This is a genomic window from Citrobacter sp. Cpo142 (assembly GCF_030332425.1).
Taxonomy (GTDB): domain Bacteria; phylum Pseudomonadota; class Gammaproteobacteria; order Enterobacterales; family Enterobacteriaceae; genus Citrobacter; species Citrobacter portucalensis.
Genome location: NZ_JAOWHW010000097.1, coordinates 1 through 23,061, shown reverse-complemented (window position 1 = coordinate 23,061; position 23,061 = coordinate 1). Strand labels below are relative to the sequence as shown.

Annotated in this window: 15 protein-coding genes and 1 pseudogene; 11 read left to right on the top strand and 5 right to left on the bottom strand. The window is 53.5% G+C overall.

Features of this window, described 5'->3' with window-relative positions; genetic code table 11:
* Positions 1-39 precede the first annotated feature (39 nt).
* The 8 genes from OGY18_RS05240 to trhP all read left to right on the top strand — a co-directional run bounded on the left by OGY18_RS05240 (position 40) and on the right by trhP (position 13,002).
* Positions 40-1,287: an MdtA/MuxA family multidrug efflux RND transporter periplasmic adaptor subunit gene (locus OGY18_RS05240; RefSeq protein ID WP_286552122.1), complete on the top strand. Its 1,248-nt coding sequence runs from the start codon at positions 40-42 to the stop codon at positions 1,285-1,287.
* On the top strand, positions 1,287-4,409 hold the full coding sequence (locus OGY18_RS05235) for an MdtB/MuxB family multidrug efflux RND transporter permease subunit (protein ID WP_286552121.1): 3,123 nt from the start codon (positions 1,287-1,289) through the stop codon (positions 4,407-4,409). Before OGY18_RS05240 ends, OGY18_RS05235 begins: the two co-directional genes overlap by 1 nt.
* A complete protein-coding gene (gene mdtC / locus OGY18_RS05230; protein WP_123267510.1) occupies positions 4,410-7,490 on the top strand; it encodes a multidrug efflux RND transporter permease subunit MdtC in 3,081 nt (1,026 codons plus the stop codon).
* Positions 7,487-8,899: an MFS transporter gene (locus tag OGY18_RS05225; RefSeq protein ID WP_003834276.1), complete on the top strand. Its 1,413-nt coding sequence runs from the start codon at positions 7,487-7,489 to the stop codon at positions 8,897-8,899. Before mdtC ends, OGY18_RS05225 begins: the two co-directional genes overlap by 4 nt.
* Positions 8,899-10,302: an envelope stress sensor histidine kinase BaeS gene (gene baeS / locus OGY18_RS05220; protein WP_003834277.1), complete on the top strand. Its 1,404-nt coding sequence runs from the start codon at positions 8,899-8,901 to the stop codon at positions 10,300-10,302. The genes OGY18_RS05225 and baeS overlap by 1 nt, the downstream gene beginning before the upstream one ends.
* Positions 10,299-11,021: an envelope stress response regulator BaeR gene (gene baeR / locus OGY18_RS05215; protein WP_003834278.1), complete on the top strand. Its 723-nt coding sequence runs from the start codon at positions 10,299-10,301 to the stop codon at positions 11,019-11,021. Before baeS ends, baeR begins: the two co-directional genes overlap by 4 nt.
* A 127-nt stretch (positions 11,022-11,148) precedes the next feature.
* Positions 11,149-11,481 (top strand): YegP family protein, encoded by a 333-nt coding sequence (locus tag OGY18_RS05210; RefSeq protein WP_003834279.1) that lies wholly within the window; start codon positions 11,149-11,151, stop codon positions 11,479-11,481.
* A gap of 159 nt (positions 11,482-11,640) precedes the next feature.
* The gene (gene trhP / locus OGY18_RS05205; RefSeq protein ID WP_003834280.1) at positions 11,641-13,002 is read left to right on the top strand and encodes a prephenate-dependent tRNA uridine(34) hydroxylase TrhP; all 1,362 of its coding nucleotides are present in this window, start codon (positions 11,641-11,643) and stop codon (positions 13,000-13,002) included.
* Between the two features lie 269 nt (positions 13,003-13,271).
* Here trhP and clpA read toward each other — a convergent pair whose 3' ends face one another.
* On the bottom strand, positions 13,272-15,548 hold the full coding sequence (gene clpA, locus OGY18_RS05200; protein ID WP_003036804.1) for an ATP-dependent Clp protease ATP-binding subunit ClpA: 2,277 nt from the start codon (positions 15,546-15,548) through the stop codon (positions 13,272-13,274).
* Positions 15,549-15,578: 30 nt separating this feature from the next.
* Positions 15,579-15,899, bottom strand: coding sequence for an ATP-dependent Clp protease adapter ClpS (gene clpS / locus OGY18_RS05195; RefSeq protein ID WP_003036810.1), 321 nt, complete (start codon positions 15,897-15,899; stop codon positions 15,579-15,581).
* 323 nt (positions 15,900-16,222) lie between these two features.
* On the opposite strand from clpS, the gene cspD reads away from it, so the two are divergent.
* Positions 16,223-16,447 carry a cold shock-like protein CspD gene (gene cspD, locus OGY18_RS05190; RefSeq protein WP_003036813.1) on the top strand — a complete coding sequence of 75 codons (225 nt, stop codon included), beginning with the start codon at positions 16,223-16,225 and terminating at the stop codon, positions 16,445-16,447.
* Between the two features lie 74 nt (positions 16,448-16,521).
* Here the strand turns inward: cspD and macB are convergent, their stop codons facing one another.
* Positions 16,522-18,468: a macrolide ABC transporter ATP-binding protein/permease MacB gene (gene macB, locus OGY18_RS05185; RefSeq protein ID WP_003834285.1), complete on the bottom strand. Its 1,947-nt coding sequence runs from the start codon at positions 18,466-18,468 to the stop codon at positions 16,522-16,524.
* Positions 18,465-19,580: a macrolide transporter subunit MacA gene (gene macA, locus OGY18_RS05180; protein WP_148361767.1), complete on the bottom strand. Its 1,116-nt coding sequence runs from the start codon at positions 19,578-19,580 to the stop codon at positions 18,465-18,467. Before macA ends, macB begins: the two co-directional genes overlap by 4 nt.
* Before the next feature lie 159 nt (positions 19,581-19,739).
* Between macA and OGY18_RS05175 the strand changes: the two genes are divergently transcribed.
* Complete coding sequence (locus OGY18_RS05175) at positions 19,740-20,690, top strand: VirK/YbjX family protein (RefSeq protein WP_003834290.1); 951 nt, start codon at positions 19,740-19,742, stop codon at positions 20,688-20,690.
* On the opposite strand, the gene OGY18_RS05170 is transcribed toward OGY18_RS05175, so the two are convergent.
* The gene (locus OGY18_RS05170; RefSeq protein WP_003834292.1) at positions 20,687-22,345 is read right to left on the bottom strand and encodes an ATP-dependent endonuclease; all 1,659 of its coding nucleotides are present in this window, start codon (positions 22,343-22,345) and stop codon (positions 20,687-20,689) included. The genes OGY18_RS05175 and OGY18_RS05170 overlap by 4 nt on opposite strands.
* A gap of 407 nt (positions 22,346-22,752) precedes the next feature.
* On the opposite strand from OGY18_RS05170, the pseudogene OGY18_RS05165 reads away from it, so the two are divergent.
* Positions 22,753-23,061, top strand: a pseudogene (locus OGY18_RS05165) (IS1-like element transposase); the annotation flags it as partial.

Here is a 23,061-nt window from a genome sequence, read left to right as displayed (position 1 = left end):
TCATTCCGCGAATCGTTTCAGGATGAGAAACTCATAACAATGAAAGGCAGTAATAAATCCCGCTGGGTGATAGCAATCGTGATCGTCGTGGCCGCCGTCGCCGCCATCTGGTTCTGGCAAAGCCGCAGTGCATCCCAGGGAACCGCACCGGGCGCGACCAAACCCGCGCAGCACACGGCGGGGTCAGGACGGCGTGGAATACGCTCCGGACCGTTGGCTCCCGTGCAGGCTGCCACCGCCACCGAGGAAGCCGTGCCACGCTATCTGACAGGGCTGGGGACCGTTACTGCCGCAAATACCGCCACGGTGCGTAGTCGGGTGGATGGTCAACTCATCGCCTTACACTTTGAGGAAGGACAACAGGTGAAAGCCGGCGACCTGCTGGCAGAGATAGATCCCAGCCAGTTCAAAGTTGCTCTGGCTCAGGCGCAGGGACAACTGGCAAAAGATAAAGCCACGCTGGCGAATGCCCGTCGCGATCTTGCCCGCTATCAACAGTTGGTTAAAACCAATCTGGTCTCCCGCCAGGAACTGGATGCCCAGCAGGCGCTGGTCAACGAGACGTTAGGCACAATCAAAGCGGATGAAGCCAGCGTCGCCAGCGCTCAGTTGCAGCTCGACTGGAGTCGGATAACCGCGCCTGTCGATGGTCGTGTCGGCCTGAAACAGGTCGATGTCGGTAACCAAATTTCCAGCGGCGATACCACCGGAATTGTCGTCATTACGCAAACGCATCCCATCGACCTGATATTTACTTTGCCTGAAAACGACATTGCTACCGTGTTGCAGGCACAAAAATCGGGGGGCCAGCTGAAGGTCGAAGCCTGGGACCGAACCAATTCGCAAAAGCTCAGCGAAGGCGTCCTGCTCAGTCTCGACAATCAGATTGATGCCACCACCGGAACAATCAAAGTTAAGGCTCGTTTTTCCAATCAGGATGATGCCTTATTCCCTAACCAGTTCGTTAACGCCCGCATGCTGGTCGACACACAACAAAATGCCGTTGTGATCCCAACTGCCGCCCTGCAGATGGGCAACGAAGGCCACTTTGTCTGGGTACTGAATAGCGACAATAAAGTGAGCAAACACCTGGTGAAACCGGGTATTCAGGATAGCCAAAAAGTGGTGATTGCCGCCGGGCTTTCTGCGGGCGATCGGGTCGTGACCGACGGGATTGACCGTCTGACGGAAGGCGCAAAAGTCGAAGTCGTTGAGGCGCACGACGCCTCTGTTTCCGACGAGAAAACAGCGCCACGCGGATACGGCAAAAAAGGAGCCAACTCCTGATGCAGGTGTTACCTCCGGACAGCACAGGCGGACCATCGCGCCTGTTTATTCTGCGCCCCGTCGCCACCACTCTGCTGATGGTCGCGATTTTGCTTGCCGGTATTATCGGCTATCGCTTCCTGCCAATCGCCGCCTTACCTGAAGTGGATTACCCCACGATTCAGGTCGTTACGCTCTACCCCGGCGCCAGCCCAGACGTCATGACCTCGGCGGTCACCGCACCGCTTGAACGTCAGTTCGGGCAGATGTCTGGCTTAAAACAGATGTCATCACAAAGTTCCGGTGGCGCATCGGTCGTTACGTTACAGTTTCAACTGACGCTCCCGTTGGATGTTGCCGAGCAGGAAGTTCAGGCCGCGATTAACGCCGCCACCAATTTATTACCCAGCGATCTCCCTAACCCTCCGGTCTACAGCAAGGTAAACCCGGCAGATCCGCCGATCATGACACTGGCGGTCACTTCCAGCGCCATGCCGATGACGCAGGTGGAAGATATGGTCGAAACCCGCGTCGCGCAGAAAATCTCTCAGGTATCCGGCGTGGGTCTGGTAACACTTTCCGGAGGGCAACGTCCGGCGGTCCGCGTGAAACTTAACGCTCAGGCCATTGCCGCACTCGGTCTGACCAGCGAAACCATCCGTACGGCCATTACCGGTGCCAACGTCAATTCAGCAAAAGGGAGTCTTGATGGCCCAACGCGTGCCGTTACCCTTTCAGCCAACGACCAGATGCAGTCCGCAGACGAATATCGTCAGCTCATTATTGCCTATAAAAACGGTGCGCCGGTTCGTTTGGGCGATGTCGCCACCGTCGAACAAGGAGCAGAAAACAGCTGGCTAGGCGCATGGGCCAATAAGCAACAAGCTATAGTGATGAATGTTCAGCGCCAACCTGGGGCGAACATCATCTCCACGGCAGACAGTATCCGCCAGATGCTGCCGCAGCTTACCGAAAGCTTGCCCAAATCGGTTAAGGTCAGCGTACTTTCCGATCGTACGACCAATATCCGTGCGTCCGTAGCGGATACCCAATTTGAGTTGATGCTGGCGATTGCGCTGGTAGTCATGATTATCTACCTGTTTTTGCGCAATATTCCGGCAACCATTATTCCTGCGGTCGCCGTACCGTTATCGTTAATCGGTACTTTCGCGGTGATGGTATTCCTCGATTTCTCCATCAACAACCTGACCCTCATGGCGCTAACCATTGCGACAGGTTTTGTGGTGGATGACGCTATCGTGGTTATCGAGAATATTTCACGCTATATCGAAAAAGGCGAAAAACCGCTGACTGCTGCCCTGAAGGGCGCGGGCGAGATTGGTTTTACCATCATCTCTCTGACATTTTCACTGATCGCCGTACTGATCCCACTGCTGTTTATGGGAGATATCGTAGGTCGATTGTTCCGTGAGTTCGCTGTGACGCTGGCCGTAGCGATTCTGATTTCCGCCGTTGTCTCGCTCACTCTTACGCCGATGATGTGCGCGCGTATGCTGAATCAGGCCTCATTACGTAAGCAAAACCGCTTCTCCCGTGCCTCAGAGCGAATGTTTGAACGCGTTATTGCCGGGTACGGACACTGGCTGGCGAAAGTGCTCAACCATCCGTGGCTCACGCTCAGCGTAGCGCTCGGCACGCTGGCGCTGAGCGTTATGCTATGGGTCTTTATCCCCAAAGGCTTCTTTCCGATCCAGGATAACGGCATTATCCAGGGAACGCTACAGGCGCCACAGTCCAGCTCATTTGCCAGCATGGCCCAGCGCCAGCGTCAGGTTTCAGATGTCATTCTGAAAGATCCGGCAGTAGAAAGCCTGACCGCTTTTGTCGGTGTGGACGGCACTAATACGGCATTGAACAGCGCGCGCTTACAAATCAACCTTAAGCCGCTGGATGAACGCGACGATCGGGTGCAGAAAGTGATTGCGCGCCTACAGGACGCGGTTGACAGAGTTCCCGGCGTTGACCTTTATCTTCAGCCCACTCAGGACCTGACGATTGATACTCAGGTCAGCCGGACGCAATATCAGTTCACGCTGCAAGCAACATCCCTTGATGCCCTCAGCACCTGGGTTCCACAACTGATAGCAAAACTAAATCAGCTACCGCAACTGTCCGATGTCAGTAGCGACTGGCAGGACAAAGGGCTGGTAGCATATGTGAACGTCAATCGCGACAGCGCCAGCCGTTTGGGCATCAGCATGTCAGATGTCGACAACGCCCTGTACAACGCTTTCGGCCAGCGACTGATTTCAACCATCTACACCCAGGCCAATCAGTATCGCGTGGTGTTAGAACATGACACCAACAATACACCGGGGCTTGCGGCGCTGGATACAATACGTCTGACCAGTAGCGACGGTGGCATAGTACCGCTCAGCGCGATCGCCAGTATTGAACAGCGTTTTGCCCCGCTGTCGATTAATCACCTCGATCAGTTCCCGGTCACCACCATCTCGTTCAACGTGCCAGACGAACATTCGCTGGGTGATGCGGTACAGGCGATTCTGGATGCCGAAAAAACGCTTAACCTGCCCGCCAATATTACCACCCAGTTCCAGGGCAGTACGCTCACTTTCCAGGCCGCGCTGGGAAATACCATCTGGTTGATTGTGGCTGCGGTTGTCGCGATGTATATCGTCCTCGGCGTGCTGTATGAGAGCTTTATTCACCCAATTACTATTCTCTCCACGCTGCCGACGGCGGGCGTCGGGGCGCTTCTGGCGTTAATGATTGCCGGGAGCGAACTGGACGTCATCGCGATTATCGGCATTATTTTGCTCATCGGTATCGTCAAGAAAAACGCCATCATGATGATCGACTTTGCCCTTGCCGCGGAGCGCGAACAGGGAATGTCACCACGCGATGCCATTTTCCAGGCTTGTCTGCTGCGTTTTCGCCCGATCCTGATGACTACACTGGCGGCACTGCTCGGCGCGTTGCCGCTGATGTTGAGTACCGGCGTGGGCGCAGAGTTACGTCGCCCATTAGGTATTGGCATGGTCGGTGGGCTGCTGGTGAGTCAGGTATTAACCCTGTTTACCACCCCGGTGATTTATCTGCTGTTTGACCGTCTGTCGTTGTACGTGAAAAGCCGCTTCCCGCGTCAGGAAGAGGAAGCGTAAATGAAATTTTTCGCGCTTTTCATTCATCGTCCAGTGGCGACCATTCTCATTTCGGTAGCCATCACCCTGTGCGGCATACTCGGATTTCGTCTGCTGCCGGTCGCTCCGCTGCCGCAGGTGGATTTTCCGGTGATCATGGTCAGCGCATCGTTACCGGGTGCCTCACCCGAAACGATGGCGTCCTCGGTCGCAACTCCGCTGGAGCGCTCGCTGGGGCGCATTGCGGGCGTGAACGAAATGACATCAAGCAGTTCACTTGGCAGTACGCGTATTATTCTCGAATTCAAATTCGACCGTGACATCAATGGCGCGGCGCGGGACGTTCAGGCCGCAATTAACGCCGCGCAAAGTCTGCTACCCAGCGGGATGCCGAGCCGACCAACGTATCGCAAAGCCAACCCTTCCGATGCGCCAATCATGATCCTGACGCTAACATCGGACACGTACTCGCAAGGTGAATTGTACGATTTCGCATCAACTCAACTGGCGCAGACCATCGCTCAAATCGACGGCGTGGGCGACGTGGACGTTGGAGGCAGCTCACTGCCTGCCGTGCGTGTAGGGCTTAATCCGCAGGCGCTGTTTAACCAGGGTGTGTCACTGGATGACGTGCGTAGCGCAATTGACAACGCCAACGTGCGTAAGCCGCAGGGCGCTATCGAGAATGATACCCACCGCTGGCAGGTCCAGACCAACGACGAGCTGAAAACCGCCGCCGAATACCAGCCGATTATCATCCACTACAACAACGGCGCGGCGGTGCGACTGGGCGACGTTGCGTCTGTAACCGACTCGGTGCAGGACGTACGCAACGCGGGGATGACCAATGCCAAACCGGCCATTCTGTTGATGATCCGCAAGCTACCGGAAGCCAATATCATTCAGACGGTAGACAGCATTCGCGCCAAATTACCGGAGCTACAAACGCTGGTACCGGCCGCCATCGATCTGCAAATCGCCCAGGACCGCTCGCCGACCATTCGCGCTTCACTGGAGGAAGTCGAACAGACGCTGATTATCTCCGTGGCGCTTGTTATCCTGGTGGTCTTTGTTTTCCTGCGCTCCGGGCGTGCGACGCTGATCCCCGCGGTAGCAGTCCCGGTCTCGCTGATCGGTACCTTTGCCGCCATGTATCTGTGCGGATTCAGCCTGAACAACCTGTCGTTGATGGCGTTAACCATTGCCACGGGATTTGTCGTCGATGACGCCATCGTGGTGCTGGAAAATATTGCCCGCCACCTGGAAGCAGGAATGAAGCCTCTCCAGGCAGCGTTACAGGGTACGCGCGAAGTGGGATTCACCGTGCTCTCCATGAGTCTGTCGCTGGTGGCGGTGTTCCTGCCACTGCTGTTAATGGGCGGATTGCCTGGGCGCTTGCTGCGCGAGTTTGCCGTCACGCTGTCGGTCGCTATCGGCATCTCACTGCTGGTGTCGCTGACATTAACGCCAATGATGTGCGGCTGGATGCTCAAATCCAGCACCCCACGCGAACAGTCTCGCAAACGGGGTTTTGGTCGTGTGCTGGTTGCGCTGCAACAGAGTTACGGCACCTCGCTTAAATGGGTGCTGCGCCATACGCGACTGGTAGGCGTGGTGTTACTTGGCACCATTGCGCTGAATATCTGGCTTTATATTTCCATCCCCAAAACCTTCTTTCCGGAGCAGGATACGGGTGTATTGATGGGTGGGATCCAGGCCGACCAGAGCATCTCTTTCCAGGCGATGCGCGGCAAACTGCAGGATTTTATGAAAATCATCCGCGACGACCCGGCGGTAAATAACGTCACCGGCTTTACCGGCGGTTCCCGGGTCAACAGCGGGATGATGTTTATTACCCTCAAGCCACGCGGTGAGCGCCATGAAACGGCTCAGCAGGTGATCGACCGCCTGCGCGTCGCACTTGCCAAAGAGCCAGGCGCGAATCTTTTTCTGATGGCGGTGCAGGACATTCGCGTTGGCGGACGTCAGGCCAACGCCAGCTATCAATACACATTGTTGTCCGACGATCTCGCGGCGCTGCGCGAGTGGGAACCGAAGATCCGTAAGGCGCTTGCCGCCCTGCCCCAACTGGCGGACGTCAACTCCGATCAGCAGGACAATGGCGCGGAGATGAATCTGATTTACGATCGCGACACCATGTCTCGCCTGGGGATCGATGTGGCAGCCGCCAACAGCCTGTTGAATAATGCTTTCGGACAACGGCAGATTTCTACCATCTATCAGCCGATGAACCAGTACAAAGTGGTGATGGAGGTCGATCGACGTTACACCCAGGACATCAGCGCACTGGACAAAATGTTCGTCATCAACAATGACGGTAAAGCGATCCCATTATCGTATTTTGCTAAATGGCAGCCGGCGAATGCGCCACTGTCTGTGAACCATCAGGGCTTGTCCGCCGCCTCAACCGTGTCGTTTAACCTGCCGACAGGTTCTTCACTGTCAGAAGCGACAGAGGCGATCAACAGAACCATGACCCAGCTCGGCGTCCCTTCCACGGTTCGCGGTAGCTTTGCCGGTACCGCACAGGTATTTCAGGACACGATGAATTCGCAGGTGATCCTGATTATCGCCGCCATCGCCACGGTCTATATCGTGCTGGGTATGCTGTATGAAAGCTATGTCCATCCGCTGACCATCCTCTCCACGCTACCTTCGGCTGGCGTCGGGGCGTTGCTGGCGCTGGAACTGTTCAATGCCCCGTTCAGCCTAATCGCCCTGATAGGGATCATGCTATTAATTGGCATTGTGAAGAAAAACGCCATCATGATGGTCGATTTTGCGCTGGAAGCGCAGAGAAACGGTAAGCTGCAGCCGGAAGAAGCTATTTTCCAGGCCTGCCTGTTGCGCTTTCGCCCAATAATGATGACCACGCTGGCGGCGTTGTTTGGCGCGTTGCCGTTGGTGTTATCCGCAGGGGATGGCTCTGAACTGCGCCAGCCTTTGGGGATAACCATTGTCGGTGGGCTGGTCGTGAGCCAACTCCTGACGCTGTACACCACGCCCGTGGTCTATCTCTTTTTCGACCGTCTGCGTCTGCGTTTTTCGCGTAAAAACAGCAAACCGGTAGCAGAGTTATGACAGAACTTCCCGACAGCACCCGCTGGCAACTTTGGATTGTGGCATTTGGCTTTTTTATGCAGTCGCTGGATACCACTATCGTTAACACCGCGCTTCCCTCGATGGCGGCAAGCCTCGGGGAAAGCCCGTTACACATGCATATGGTCATTGTGTCATATGTTTTAACTGTTGCCGTGATGCTGCCCGCCAGCGGATGGCTGGCGGACAAAGTTGGCGTGCGTAATATCTTCTTCACCGCCATCATCCTGTTTACGCTTGGCTCGCTGTTTTGTGCCGGGTCCAGCACGCTCAACGAGCTGGTGATGGCGCGCGTCTTACAAGGCGTTGGCGGCGCGATGATGGTGCCGGTCGGCAGGCTAACGGTGATGAAAATCGTCCCGCGTGAGCAATATATGGCGGCAATGACGTTTGTCACTTTACCCGGTCAAATCGGCCCGCTGCTGGGCCCAGCGTTAGGCGGGATTCTGGTTGAATACGCCTCCTGGCACTGGATATTTTTGATTAACATTCCGGTAGGCATTGTCGGCGCAATAGCGACGTTAATGCTGATGCCCAACTACACCATGCAAACCCGACGTTTCGACCTCTCAGGGTTCGCGATGCTGGCGGTCGGCATGGCGGTACTGACGCTGGCGCTCGATGGCAGCAAAGGAACCGGCCTCTCCAGTATCACGCTGGCGGCGCTGGTTATCTGCGGGGTATTGGCTATTGCGCTGTATCTGAAACACGCCCATCGTAATCCGCGTGCACTATTCAGCCTGAATCTGTTTCGCACACCAACCTTCTCGCTAGGTCTGTTCGGCAGTTTTGCCGGACGCATCGGCAGCGGCATGTTGCCGTTTATGACACCGGTGTTTTTACAGATTGGCCTCGGTTTTTCACCTTTTCATGCCGGGTTGATGATGATCCCGATGGTGCTGGGCAGTATGGGCATGAAGCGCATTGTGGTGCAGGTCGTGAACCGCTTTGGTTACCGTCGTGTGCTGATTACCACTACGCTTGGCCTTTCGCTGGTCAGTCTGTTGCTAATGACCACGGCACTGCTGGGCTGGTATTACGCCCTGCCCTTCGTGCTGTTTTTACAGGGAATGGTCAACTCAACGCGTTTTTCATCCATGAACACGCTTACGTTAAAAGATCTGCCTGACGATCTGGCCAGCAGCGGTAACAGCCTGCTGTCTATGATCATGCAGCTATCGATGAGTATTGGTGTGACCATCGCAGGCCTGCTGCTGGGCATGTTCGGCCAACAGCATATCGCTATCGACAGCGGAAGTACGCATACCGTCTTTATGTATACCTGGCTGTGCATCGCCTTCATTATTGCGCTGCCCGCCATTATTTTTGCCCGCGTGCCGAACGACACGCAAACCAACGCGGTGATTTCACGGCGCAAAAGGAGCACCTGATGAAGTTCTGGCGGCCCGGTATCACCGGCAAACTGTTTCTGGCAATTTTCGCCACCTGCATTGTGTTGCTGATCAGCATGCACTGGGCCGTACGCATTAGCTTCGAACGTGGTTTTATTGACTATATCAAGCACGGCAACGAGCAGCGGCTGCAAATGCTCAGCGACGCATTAAGCGAGCAGTACGAGCAGCACGGCAACTGGCGATTCTTACGCAATAACGATCGTTTTGTTTTCCAGATCCTGCGCTCTTTTGAACACGATAACGACGATGATAAACCGGGCCCAGGCATGCCGCCACACGGCTGGCGTACACAGTTTTGGGTTGTCGACCAAAATGCCCGCGTGCTGGTCGGCCCGCGCGGCCCAGTTCCTCGCGACGGCATGCGCCATCCCATACGCGTTAACGGTAGCGAAGTGGGCGCCGTGATCGCCTCTCCTGTAGAACGCTTAACGCGGAATACGGATATCAATTTCGACATGCAGCAAAGACGATCCAGTTGGCTTATCGTTGCGCTCTCCACGATCCTGGCCGCGCTGGCGACGTTTACGCTGGCGCGCAGCCTGCTGGCCCCGGTTAAGCGGTTGGTGGAAGGCACGCACAAACTGGCAGCGGGCGATTTCACCACTCGCGTTACGCCAACCAGTACGGATGAGCTGGGCAAGCTGGCGCAGGACTTCAACCAACTCGCCAGTACGTTGGAAAAAAACCAGCAGATGCGTCGTGACTTTATGGCCGATATTTCTCACGAACTGCGTACGCCGTTGGCGGTGTTGCGCGGTGAACTGGAGGCCATTCAGGATGGCGTACGCCAGTTTACCCCTGACTCCGTTGCCTCGTTGCAGGCTGAAGTCGGTACGCTCACCAAACTGGTTGACGACCTTCATCAGCTCTCCATGTCAGATGAAGGCGCGCTGGCCTATCAGAAAACATCGCTGGACCTCATCCCCCTATTGGAAGTGGCAAGCGGCGCATTTCGTGAACGCTTCGCCAGCCGTGGATTGACCATACAGCTTTCGCTCCCCGACAGCATGACGGTATTTGGTGACAGGGATCGTCTGATGCAGCTGTTCAACAACCTGCTGGAAAACAGTCTGCGCTACACCGATAGCGGTGGCGGGTTGCATATCAGCGCCGAACAACGCGAACGCATGGTGTTATTAACCTTCGCAGATTCCGCTCCTGGCGTAAGTGACGAGCAGTTACAGAAGCTGTTTGAACGATTTTATCGCACCGAAGGCTCGCGCAACCGCGCCAGCGGAGGTTCTGGATTGGGGCTGGCGATTTGCGTCAATATCGTACAGGCGCATAATGGTCTGATTCGTGCCGCCCATTCGCCTTTTGGTGGGGTTAGCATTACAGTAGAGTTACCGCTGGAACGCGATTTACAGAGAGATGTATGACTGAGTTACCCATTGATGAAAACACACCGCGTATTCTGATCGTGGAAGATGAGCCTAAGCTGGGGCAACTGCTGATCGACTACCTGCGGGCAGCGAGCTATGCCCCTACGCTGATCAACCACGGCGACCTGGTTCTGCCTTACGTGCGCCAAACGCCGCCCGATCTGATCTTGTTGGATCTGATGCTGCCCGGTACCGACGGTCTGACCCTGTGTCGGGAAATCCGCCGCTTCTCAGAAGTCCCCATCATGATGGTAACCGCTAAAATCGAAGAGATTGATCGCCTGCTGGGGCTGGAGATCGGTGCTGATGATTATATTTGTAAACCTTACAGCCCGCGTGAAGTTGTCGCGCGCGTAAAAACGATCCTGCGCCGATGCAAACCGCAGCGCGAACTGCAACAAATGGATGCAGAAAGCCCGCTTATCGTCGATGAAGGCCGTTTTCAGGCCTCCTGGCGTGGGAAGATGCTCGATTTAACGCCCGCCGAATTCCGCTTACTTAAAACGTTGTCACATGAGCCGGGAAAAGTGTTCTCCCGTGAACAGTTGCTCAATCATCTCTATGACGATTACCGCGTCGTTACCGACCGCACCATCGACAGCCATATTAAGAACCTGCGACGCAAGCTGGAGTCGCTGGATGCCGAGCAGTCGTTTATCCGCGCGGTCTATGGCGTGGGGTATCGCTGGGAAGCCGACGCCTGCCGAATTGCTTAAACTCTCCTGCCCTTCAGGGCTCCGTGAGCCCTGGTAACTAGCAACTCTCCAAATATCGCTCATACTGTTTCTGACAATACTGTCGTCAATAACTGTTTGATATAAAACTTTTAATCAAGGAGTTCATATGGCTGGTTGGTTTGAATTAAGTAAGAGTAGCGATGATCAGTACCGCTTTGTTCTTAAAGCTGGGAACGGGGAAATAATCCTTACCAGTGAGCTTTACACTACAAAAGGCGCTGCAGAAAAAGGGATCGCATCTGTCCAGGCTAACAGCCCTCTGGATGAGCGTTATGAGAAAAAAACAGCGGCTAATGGCAAATTACATTTCAACCTGAAAGCTGCAAACCACCAGATTATTGGTAGCAGTCAACTGTATGCGAATGAACAGTCACGCGAGACCGGTATTGCTTCAGTTAAGACCAATGGTGCCAGTCAGACGATAAAAGATAAGACCTGATAATTACTCGCTCAGCCGGGTAACGCAACGCTGTCGCCCGGCGTTTTTCTTTACCTGACTTCCTCGCAGCGCTACAATGCCCGCCCTTAATATGGGGGCACTCCCCTAACCGCCTCATTGAGTGAGGCGAGTCTGACCTGTCATCAGAACGAGAAAATTATGTTTAAACCGGAACTCCTTTCCCCGGCGGGAACGCTGAAAAACATGCGTTACGCTTTCGCCTATGGCGCAGACGCTGTGTATGCGGGCCAACCGCGTTACTCACTGCGCGTACGCAACAACGAATTCAACCACGAAAACCTGCAGCTCGGCATTAATGAAGCTCATGAACTGGGTAAAAAATTCTATGTGGTGGTTAACATTGCCCCACACAATGCCAAGCTGAAGACCTTCATTCGTGATCTGAAACCGGTGGTGGAAATGGGGCCGGATGCACTGATCATGTCAGACCCTGGTCTGATTATGCTGGTGCGCGAAAACTTCCCTGACATGGACATTCACCTTTCAGTACAGGCTAACGCCGTAAACTGGGCGACGGTGAAATTCTGGAAGCAGATGGGGCTGACCCGCGTGATCCTCTCCCGCGAGCTGTCGCTGGAAGAAATCGAAGAGATCCGCACCCAGGTGCCGGATATGGAGCTTGAGATCTTCGTTCACGGTGCGCTGTGTATGGCCTACTCCGGCCGTTGCCTGCTTTCTGGCTATATCAACAAACGTGACCCTAACCAGGGTACCTGCACCAATGCCTGCCGCTGGGAATACAACGTGCAGGAAGGCAAAGAAGACGTGGTGGGCAATATCGTGCATAAGTACGAGCCTATCCCGGTACAAAACGTTGAGCCTACGCTGGGTATTGGCGCACCGACAGACAAAGTCTTTATGATCGAAGAAGCCCAGCGCCCGGGCGAGTACATGACCGCGTTCGAAGACGAACACGGCACTTACATCATGAATTCGAAGGATTTGCGTGCCATTGCCCACGTTGAACGTCTGACGCAGATGGGTGTGCATTCCCTGAAGATCGAAGGCCGCACCAAGTCATACTATTACTGTGCACGTACCGCGCAGGTCTATCGTAAAGCCATTGATGATGCCGCAGCCGGTAAACCGTTCGACCCGCAACTGCTGGAAACGCTGGAAGGTCTGGCACATCGTGGTTACACCGAAGGGTTCCTGCGCCGCCATACACATGACGACTATCAGAACTACGAATACGGTTTCTCTGTTTCCGAGCGTCAGCAGTTTGTCGGCGAATTCACCGGCGAACGTAAAGGCGAACTGGCAGCCGTACTGGTGAAAAACAAATTCACCGTCGGCGACAGCCTGGAGCTGATGACCCCACAGGGCAACATCAACTTTACTCTCGAACAGATGGAAAACGCGAAAGGCGAAGCGATGCCGGTTGCGCCGGGCGATGGTTACACCGTGTGGATGCCTGTACCGGAGGATATCGATCTGAATTATGCATTGTTGATGCGTAATTTTACCGGTGAGTCCACGCGCGACCCGCATGCTAAGTAGTTAATTACGGTTATTTTTCAGCGTTCGGAAGATTCTTAGAAATCGATCACATACCGTTTCGTTCATTAAGGGTATTATCCCCTCCGCTGAAAAACATAACCCATAAATGCTAGCTGTACCAGGAACCACCTCCTTAGCCTGCGTAATCTCCCTTACGCAGGCTTATTTTTTGCCTGCCGTTTAAACTCCTCTGAATATCCCAATTCAAATCACTTTTATCAGGCGAAAAAAAACCGGGCATTACGCCCGGCTGATTAGGTGATTAAAGATTAATGTGCAGCTTCTGGCTTGTGCTTTTGCGCACTCTGGAAACCATAAGTCAGCTCATTTTTCTCTTTATCCAGCGCAACGGTCACCTGGCCACCATCCACCAGCGAACCGAACAGCAGTTCGTTAGCCAATGGTTTTTTCAGGTTATCCTGGACAACACGCGTCATTGGACGTGCGCCCATTGCGCGGTCGTAGCCTTTCTCTGCCAGCCAGTCACGTGCTTCCTGGCTCACTTCCAGAGAGACACCTTTCTGATCCAGCTGAACCTGAAGCTCGACGATAAACTTATCAACAACCTGATGAATCACCTCGGTAGAGAGATGATCAAACCAGATAATGTTGTCGAGGCGGTTACGGAATTCCGGCGTAAACACTTTTTTGATTTCGCCCATTGCATCAGTACTATTGTCCTGATGAATCAACCCAATCGATTTACGCTCAGTTTCACGCACACCGGCGTTGGTGGTCATGACCAGCACCACATTGCGGAAATCCGCTTTACGCCCGTTATTGTCGGTCAGCGTGCCGTTATCCATCACCTGCAACAGCAGGTTAAAGACATCCGGGTGTGCTTTTTCGATTTCATCCAGCAGCAGTACCGCATGCGGATGCTTAATAACAGCATCGGTCAGCAAACCGCCCTGGTCGAAACCGACATACCCCGGAGGCGCACCAATCAGGCGGCTGACGGTGTGGCGTTCCATATATTCGGACATATCAAAACGCAGCAGTTCAATGCCGAGTGCTTTGGACAACTGCACCGTGACTTCGGTCTTACCGACGCCAGTTGGTCCGGCAAAGAGGAACGAACCGACCGGTTTATGCTCGTGTCCCAGACCGGCACGGCTCATTTTGATCGCTTCAGTCAGCGCCTCAATGGCTTTATCTTGTCCGAATACCAGCATTTTCAGACGGTTGCCCAGGTTTTTCAGCGTGTCGCGATCGCTCTGGGAAACGCTCTTCTCCGGGATCCGCGCAATGCGGGCCACAACGGACTCGATATCCGCCACGTTGACGGTTTTCTTGCGCTTGCTGACCGGCATCAGACGCGCACGCGCGCCCGCCTCATCAATCACGTCAATCGCTTTATCCGGCAGATGACGATCGTTAATGTATTTCACCGCCAGTTCGACCGCTGCACGCACCGCTTTGGCGGTATAGCGGACGTCATGGTGCGCTTCGTATTTCGGCTTCAGACCGTTGATGATCTGCACGGTCTCTTCTACCGATGGCTCAGTGACATCGATTTTCTGGAAACGGCGCGCTAAGGCACGATCCTTTTCAAAGATATTGCTGAATTCCTGATAGGTTGTGGACCCTATCACACGAATCTTCCCGCTGGAGAGCAACGGCTTGATAAGGTTAGCCGCATCCACCTGGCCGCCCGATGCCGCACCCGCACCGATAATGGTGTGGATCTCATCGATAAACAGAATGCTGTTAGTATCCTGTTCCAGCTGTTTCAACAGCGCCTTAAAGCGTTTTTCAAAATCACCGCGATATTTGGTGCCTGCCAGCAGCGAGCCGATATCCAGGGAGTAAAGAGTACAATCAGCCATAATTTCAGGCACATCACCCTGGACGATACGCCAGGCGAGACCTTCGGCAATGGCGGTTTTACCGACACCAGACTCTCCCACCAGCAGCGGGTTGTTTTTTCTGCGACGGCACAGTACCTGAATGGCGCGCTCCAGCTCTTTGTCCCGGCCAATGAGCGGATCAATTCCGCCCACTCGGGCAAGCTGGTTAAGGTTAGTCGTGAAGTTTTCCATACGGTCCTCCCCGCCAGCTTGCTCTTCGTTATTTGGCTGATTCCCAGAGTCAGAAGACTGGCTGGGTTCGTCTTTGCGCGTGCCATGAGAAATAAAATTCACCACATCAAGACGACTTACTTCATGCTTACGCAGCAGATAAGCCGCCTGAGATTCCTGCTCGCTGAAGATAGCGACCAGCACATTTGCGCCGGTAACTTCATTGCGCCCGGAGGACTGAACATGAAAGACCGCGCGTTGCAGTACACGCTGAAAACTCAACGTTGGCTGCGTGTCGCGTTCTTCCTCACTGGCAGGCAATACAGGTGTGGTCTGTTCAATGAAGGCTTCGAGTTCCTGACGGAGCGCCACCAGATCCACAGAACACGCTTCCAGCGCTTCGCGGGCCGATGGGTTACTGAGCAACGCCAGTAACAAGTGCTCGACGGTCATAAACTCATGTCGGTGCTCGCGCGCTCTGGCGAAAGCCATGTTTAAACTGAGTTCCAGTTCTTGATTGAGCATAGGCACCTCCCCCAATGTTTATGCCTGCATTCAGGCTTTTTCCAGCGTACACAGCAACGGATGCTCGTTCTCCCTCGCATATTTGTTCACCATCGCTACTTTGGTTTCAGCCACTTCGGCAGTGAACACACCGCAGATAGCTTTGCCTTGATAGTGAACTGCAAGCATCAGTTGCGTTGCACGTTCTACATCATAAGAAAAGAATTTTTGTAACACGTCAATAACAAACTCCATCGGAGTGTAATCATCATTGACTAATATCACTTTATACATAGATGGCGGTTTTAGCGCGTCGCGCAATTTATCTTCCGCCAGCAGATCGAAATCCAGCCAGTCGTTCGTCTTACCCATTGTCAGTCGTCATCTTCAGTTACGGTTTCCGGCAGAAAATCTTGCCGATGACAAGCAGCCTATGCGCACAATCAATCTACCTCAAGTATTAGATAACTATCATCTATTAGTGCCATCCGCGACATCTGTCACATAACCGACAATAGCGTTAACTGCTTCAAATTTTGATGCATTTTTACCCTATTCCGTCTGCCTGGCGCTTGACGCCCCGCCTGATTTCTCTAAATTGTAGTTTCGAGAGTTGGCGAGGTTTTGAACAGCCCCCACTCCGCCACCGGTTCATTCCATCTTACTTATATAAGATTTACGAAGGATGTCGAAGTATGGAAACGGGTACTGTTAAGTGGTTCAACAACGCCAAAGGGTTTGGTTTCATTTGCCCCGAAGGCGGCGGCGAAGATATTTTCGCCCATTACTCCACCATTCAGATGGATGGTTACAGAACGCTAAAAGCCGGACAGTCTGTCCAGTTTGATGTCCACCAGGGGCCAAAAGGCAATCATGCCAGTGTCATCGTGCCTGTCATTGAAGCAGAAGCTGTCGCATAGCTCTTCTGTCTCATTGTGTACATCCCGCAGTCAAAATGCCAGCCCTTGCGGCTGGCATTTTTATCTCTGTGGCATTATTCCCGCGCCAGAGCATCTACCGGATCCAGACGTGCCGCATTCCGCGCCGGTAGCCAGCCAAACAACACCCCGGTTGCAGTCGAACACAGGAAAGCCGTCAACAGCGCGACGGGTGAAAATCCAATTTCCCAGCCCGGCAGAAATAGCTGTAGCGTAAAGGCGATCAGCATCGACAGGCTAATGCCCAACGCGCCGCCAACCAGACACACCAACACTGCTTCAATTAAGAACTGTTGCAGCACGTCACTGGCGCGAGCGCCAACCGCCATACGAATGCCAATCTCACGCGTTCGTTCGGTTACCGAAACCAGCATAATATTCATCACGCCAATCCCACCGACCACCAGCGAAATCACCGCCACCAGCGTCAGGAAGAGTTGTAATGTACGTGTGGTCTTTTCGGCGGTTTTCAAGATACCGTCCATATTCCAGGTGAAGAAATCCTTCTTACCGTGGCGCAACGTCAACAGTCGGGTCAGTTGCTGTTCGGCCTGGGCACTGTCAAAACCATCCTTCACCCGCACGGTGATCGAGTTCAGCCACGACTGTCCCATTATGCGCCCGGACATAGTGCTGTAAGGCAGCCAGACACGCAGGATCTTGCTACTGCCAAACATTGACTGTTTCTCTTCTGCAACACCAATCACCGTGGCAGGCATATTCCCCACCAGCACGACCTCGCCAACAACTTTCGCTTTGTTGGGGAACAACTGACGACGGGTATTGCTGTCGAGCACCACCACCTGAGCACGCCCCGCCAGTTGCTCGGCGTTAAAGGTGGTCCCTTCGCTAAATGTCATGCCGTAGACGTTGAAATAGTCGCCGCTAACGCCATTAGCACTGGCAGCAACATCGATGTTGCCATAGCGTAACCGCAGGTTCTTCGACACTGCAGGCGTTACTGAACTGACCCAGGGCTGCTTCTGTAGCGCCGTCAAATCGTCATACCTCAACGCCTGTTGATATTGCGGATCGTCGTCGCCGAAGTCTTTGCCAGGATAGATATCAATGGTGTTAGTACCAATAGCGCGAATATCTGCCAGTACCAGTTGTTTAGCCGCATCGCCTACCACCACGATCGACACCACCGAAGCAATACCGATGATGATCCCAAGCATGGTCAGTAGTGTTCGCATTTTATTCGCGGCCATTGCCAGCCAGGCCATGGTAAGCGCTTCACGAAAACCGCTGACAAATTGGCTCCAGCCGGATGCCGTTTTCACCGTTGGCTCCGCGATATCGCGTCCGCCAGAAGGTTTCTGTGGCGGTGGATTGCGCACAATCTCGCCGTCACGAATTTCAATGACCCGTTCGGCCTGCGCGGCGACCTGGCTGTCGTGAGTAACGATAATTACCGTATGCCCGCGATCGCGCAGCTGATGCAAAATCGCCATCACCTCTTCGCCGGAATGGCTATCCAGTGCACCGGTGGGTTCGTCGGCAAGAATAACCTGCCCCCCGTTCATCAGCGCACGCGCGATACTGACCCGCTGCTGCTGACCACCGGAAAGCTGGGAAGGTTGATAGTCAACCCGGTCACCCAACCCCAGCCGCTGGAGTAATTCCTGCGCACGCGCCAGGCGCTGCTTACGTTCAGTGCCAGCGTAGACCGCGGGTACCTCAACGTTTTGTGCGGCGGTTAAATGCGACAGCAGGTGATAGCGCTGGAAGATAAAACCAAAATGCTCACGACGGAGTTGCGCTAGCGCATCGCTATCCAGCGTAGAGACATCGCGTCCGGCAACGCGATACGTACCGCTGGTTGGCTTATCCAGACAGCCGAGAATGTTCATCAGCGTCGATTTACCCGAACCCGACGCCCCGACAATCGCCACCATTTCCCCGGCCTGAATGCTCAAGGATACGTCCTTCAACACCTCAACCTGGCCTTCACCTGACGGATAGCTGCGGCGGATATGGCTCAGCTCAAGCAATGCTGTCATTTTGCAGCTCCAGCGTTGCCCTCACCGGTAATGACTTCATCCCCCTCTTCCAGCCCTTTCACGATCTCCACATCGGTGTCATTACGCGCGCCGATAACCACTTCACGTTCGCGGGTTTCGCCGTTACGCAGCAGCCTGACGTTATAACGATTATTGCCAATAGGATCGCCCAGCGCCGACAGCGGGATGGTCAGGACATTTTTGACATCCGTGAGCTGGATATGGACCTGCGCGGTCATATCCAAACGCAGGATCCCTTTCGGGTTTGGAACTTCGAAGCGGGCATAGTAGAAAATCGCATCATTCACTTTCTCTGGCGTCGGAAGAACATCTTTGAGTTTACCTTCATAGCGTGTTTGCGGATCGCCCAGCACGGTAAACCAGGCCTTTTGCCCTGGATGCAGGTGAATTACATCAGCCTCAGAAACCTGCGCTTTTACCAGCATGGTGCTCATATCCGCCAGCGTCAGAATATTAGGGGCCTGCTGGGCGGCAATAACGGTTTGCCCTTGCAGCGTAGTAATTTGCGTTACTTCGCCAGCCATTGGCGCAACGATGCGGGTGTAATCAAGGTTGGTTTTTGCCGTATCGAGTGAGGCCTGATTACGTTTAATTTGCGCGTCAATTGTGCCAATTTGCGCCTGTTTGACCGCCATTTCGGTGGCCGCCGTGTCGAGATCCTGCTGTGAAACAGCCTGGGTTTTCGCCAGCTGTTGTTGGCGGGAAAGAGTAACCCGCGCCAGCTTCCACTCAGCTTCGGCTTGTAAACGCTGGGCGCGCAATTCCATCAGCGTTGCTTCAACCTCTTTAATTTGGTTTTGCGCCTGTTCAGGATCGATAACGCCGAGCAACTGATCCTTTTTTACTTTATCGCCAATCGCAACCGACAGCGTTTTTAACTGCCCGCTGACCTGCGCCCCGACGTCAACTTTACGCAGCGCATCCAGCTTACCGGTAGCCAACACGCTTTGCTGCAGATCGCCAGGACGAACAATTAATGTTTGATACTGAGGTAAAGGCGCATTAAGCGTTCGCCAAAGTGCAATTACCGCCACAATAAGGATGATGGCGAACAGAAAATAGCGTTTTTTGATTTTTCCCTTGAGCTTCATAAATGTCCCAATTCCCCCAATACGTCCACCAGAGTGGAGTGCTAAACATCAACGTTAAATAAATCGCCGTTGAAAAGCGCAAGAATAACAGAGTTATTGATGAATGGTTAAGATCCGCTGTGCTGAAATTAGTACAAGGGTATCAATCGGATTTATATTATGAGCCAGCTAACTGAAAGCACTTTTCATTCTTCAAAACCAGTCACAAGTTTTAGCCTCTTTTGTAGCCTGATGACCGGACATTGGCGCCCCGGACAATTTTGGCATCAGCGTAGCTTTCGTCGTAAGTTTTTGCTGCGCTCAGCGCTTATGCCGCGATTAACGCGTGAATGGATGACCGAGTTGGCGCAATGGCCTGACCTTGATAGCATACTTGCACGCCAGCCACGATTGCCGGTTCGTTTGCATCGCGCCTATCTCGCGAAAAATCTTGACCACAAAACGAAACTGGATGCCGTGCGTTATCATTACAATGCTATCCGTAGCTTTTTTTCAGCCACTGAATTTAAGAATTATTTAAGTGAAGATGGATTACAACTAGCACAAATTGAGGGAAAAAATAGCGAAGTATTTAGCGTAATAATGACTTCATTCATCATACTGGATAAAGAAGGTGAAAGCACCATTCTGGTACGCAATTGCACTGGCGAGACTTTAGCGGAAATGACGTTTACGCTGTGCAATTATGAAGGGAGCAGTACACTGTTTATTGGCGGGTTACAGGGAGGCAGCCGATTACTGCCACATGAAGAAATTCAAAAAGCGACCAAATCATGCCATGGGATTTTCCCAAAACGTATTGTGATGGAAGCCATTTGCTGTTTTGCGGAACAATTAAATATCGAACAAATTCTGGCTGTAAGCAATGAACAGCATATTTTTCGCAGCCCGCGCTACGACGATAAAAACAAGGTAATCCTTTCCGACTACAACACTTTTTGGGAGTCGGTTGGCGGTGAGTGCGACAGCAACGGGTACTATCATATTCCGCGCACGCTGGCGCGAAAAAGCGAGGCGGATATTGCGAGCAAAAAACGCGCAGAATACCGCCGCCGCTATCAGCTACTGGACAGCATCCATTCGCAGCTGTCGTCGATGTTTCGCCACTAATCCGCTCTGCCGCGTGCCAGCCACAGCACGCGGGAAAACATTTTTCGCAGCAGCGTTGGCACCGCATCAACGCCCCGCCGCCCGGCTTCCATCGCCACCTCGATCGCCAGATCCGGTTTTGACGACCGATGAATCGCCTTGGAGATTATTTTGCGCATATTCATAGGCACGTTCTCCGGAATTTGCGCCACCCGGTGAAAGACGTCAGCAAACCCCTGGCGATACATAAAGTGTTCCATATCCAGCGCGGGGAGCATGGTCAAATGCTCGCGCTCTTCCTCTCTGTCGTCATTCAATAAGCTACGTACCGTGGCCGCGTACTTTTTCCCGGCTTCATCTCCATCGACCAGCACATGCCACTCTATTCCCATCCGGCGGGCGAATTTAACCAGCGGCTTAAGACCTGACTGGGCAAATTCAATGACTTTAATCCCTTCCGCATCAAAGTGGTGTCCGCACTGGCGGGCCAGTTCGTTAATCACCCAGGTTTCCGTTTCACCTTCCACCAGCAGCCAGCAGCGGGCAAACAACGATGACGCACGATTAAAACGAATATGAAATGCGATTCGCCGACCGTCTTCTGCACTGATCCCACCCGGTCCCAGCCGCCAGGCGGCGACGCGGGATGATTCACGCACCAGACGAACAACATGTTCAACAGGCGTAAGGGACAGCAGCTCACCGGAGTTGGTGGTCGCCACTCGCTGCAGAGGCAGTAAATTCAACAAGTGCCAGGCCACCGACAGCATGATCGGATGTAAACGTGTTTCCGGATCTTCCACCAGCAATAAAGGTCGGGCGTCTTTATCCAGCCTTAGCGTGCCTTTGGCCTGCAACAAGGTCGAAAACAGGCCCAACAGAATAACCCGGTGCGTACGTCCGCCGGGTTTATCAATCATGCGGTTAATAATGTCCAGATAGCGCCAGCTCCGTTGTTCGTTATTGGAGCGACGGCGCATCAGACGGTAGCGGGACTGGCCAGCCCCCTGCTCGGAAAAATAGTGCTCCAACAGCTGTACCATGGCCGATAAACCCTGACGGATCTGCCCGTCTGTCAGGTTTTGCGGCCGGGTAGCCAGCTCACGCGCCAGAAAATCCAGTTGGCGGGCGGTGACTTCGACATCCGCCGAATCTGGCACCGTACCGTTGCGGATCCGTCGCATAAATCGCGCGTCACGCAGACGCAGTACCGGCATCAGGCGCACGAGGTGTCGCGCCTGATCGTTAATGTCATCGAGAGGTAATGGATGGCCGTCGCCGTCAAGAAAACTGCGCAAGGTCAGAACGCTACCGTCATCCGCACACTCGCCTTCCAAGCGATAAAAAATGCGGTGATAGCCATCCTGGCACGGCGTCCAGCTGGCTTCCAGAGGACGATAGCGACGCACCCGGTGACGACCTGGTTGGGATTCACGAAACGTCAGGATAATGTGCAGGTGGTGTTCCCGGCCCTGTATATCACCCGGCGGGAACCAGAAATCCTCGCGGACAAAATGATACAGGTCTGACTCCGGCGACAGCAGCAGGGTCAAGGCATCCAGCAGACTGGATTTACCCCACGCGTTCTCCCCAATCAGCACGTTGCTCTGCTCCAGCATCAACGACAGACGGTTAATACCACGAAATCCAACAATCTCAACGCGTTCGAGAATCATATAGCCTCCGGAAATGCTAACTTTTTCCTTCAAGTTATCAGGAGTATAACGGCAAGCGGGCGCTCAGGACACCCGGTATGATCAGGAGGTTAGTAGCAGAAATTGAAAAATATAAGAATATTCTTCTTATGTTTTCCTCGGAATATTATTTCAGAACTCAATCATCACCTTTTCCTAATTGAACTATGCTTCATTCATCCAATATTCATAAAGGAATAACAACATATTGCCTTAAATCAAATTTTTTCATCAATTTAACTGGCGAAGGGATGATGTTTTTTTCTAAAATACCCGCTCTTTCATCATCGTCCCTTTTTAGCGATGAATTACCGGGCAAGGAACTCGAACCCGGGGTAATGCTGCCAACTTACTGATTTAGTGTATGATGGTGATTTTAAGGTGCTTGCGTGGCTTCCATTTCCATCAGATGTCCTTCCTGCTCCGCTACTGAAGGCGTGGTGCGTAACGGCAAAAGCACTGCCGGACATCAGCGCTATCTCTGCTCTCATTGCCGTAAAACATGGCAACTACAGTTCACTTACACCGCCTCTCAGCCCGGTACGCACCAGAAAATCATTGATATGGCCATGAATGGCGTCGGATGTCGCGCCAGTGCACGCATTATGGGCGTTGGCCTCAACACGGTTTTACGTCACTTAAAAAACTCAGGCCGCAGTCGGTAACCTCGCGCATACAACCGGGCAGTGATGTGATTG

Bases quoted from the DNA above. Each gene is read 5' to 3' on its own strand.
- OGY18_RS05240 (WP_286552122.1), top strand. From the start codon at position 40: ATGAAAGGCAGTAATAAATCCCGCTGGGTGATAGCAATCGTGATCGTC.
- OGY18_RS05235 (WP_286552121.1), top strand. From the start codon at position 1,287: ATGCAGGTGTTACCTCCGGACAGCACAGGCGGACCATCGCGCCTGTTT.
- mdtC (WP_123267510.1), top strand. From the start codon at position 4,410: ATGAAATTTTTCGCGCTTTTCATTCATCGTCCAGTGGCGACCATTCTC.
- OGY18_RS05225 (WP_003834276.1), top strand. From the start codon at position 7,487: ATGACAGAACTTCCCGACAGCACCCGCTGGCAACTTTGGATTGTGGCA.
- baeS (WP_003834277.1), top strand. From the start codon at position 8,899: ATGAAGTTCTGGCGGCCCGGTATCACCGGCAAACTGTTTCTGGCAATT.
- baeR (WP_003834278.1), top strand. From the start codon at position 10,299: ATGACTGAGTTACCCATTGATGAAAACACACCGCGTATTCTGATCGTG.
- OGY18_RS05210 (WP_003834279.1), top strand. From the start codon at position 11,149: ATGGCTGGTTGGTTTGAATTAAGTAAGAGTAGCGATGATCAGTACCGC.
- trhP (WP_003834280.1), top strand. From the start codon at position 11,641: ATGTTTAAACCGGAACTCCTTTCCCCGGCGGGAACGCTGAAAAACATG.
- clpA (WP_003036804.1), bottom strand. From the start codon at position 15,548: ATGCTCAATCAAGAACTGGAACTCAGTTTAAACATGGCTTTCGCCAGA.
- clpS (WP_003036810.1), bottom strand. From the start codon at position 15,899: ATGGGTAAGACGAACGACTGGCTGGATTTCGATCTGCTGGCGGAAGAT.
- cspD (WP_003036813.1), top strand. From the start codon at position 16,223: ATGGAAACGGGTACTGTTAAGTGGTTCAACAACGCCAAAGGGTTTGGT.
- macB (WP_003834285.1), bottom strand. From the start codon at position 18,468: ATGACAGCATTGCTTGAGCTGAGCCATATCCGCCGCAGCTATCCGTCA.
- macA (WP_148361767.1), bottom strand. From the start codon at position 19,580: ATGAAGCTCAAGGGAAAAATCAAAAAACGCTATTTTCTGTTCGCCATC.
- OGY18_RS05175 (WP_003834290.1), top strand. From the start codon at position 19,740: ATGAGCCAGCTAACTGAAAGCACTTTTCATTCTTCAAAACCAGTCACA.
- OGY18_RS05170 (WP_003834292.1), bottom strand. From the start codon at position 22,345: ATGATTCTCGAACGCGTTGAGATTGTTGGATTTCGTGGTATTAACCGT.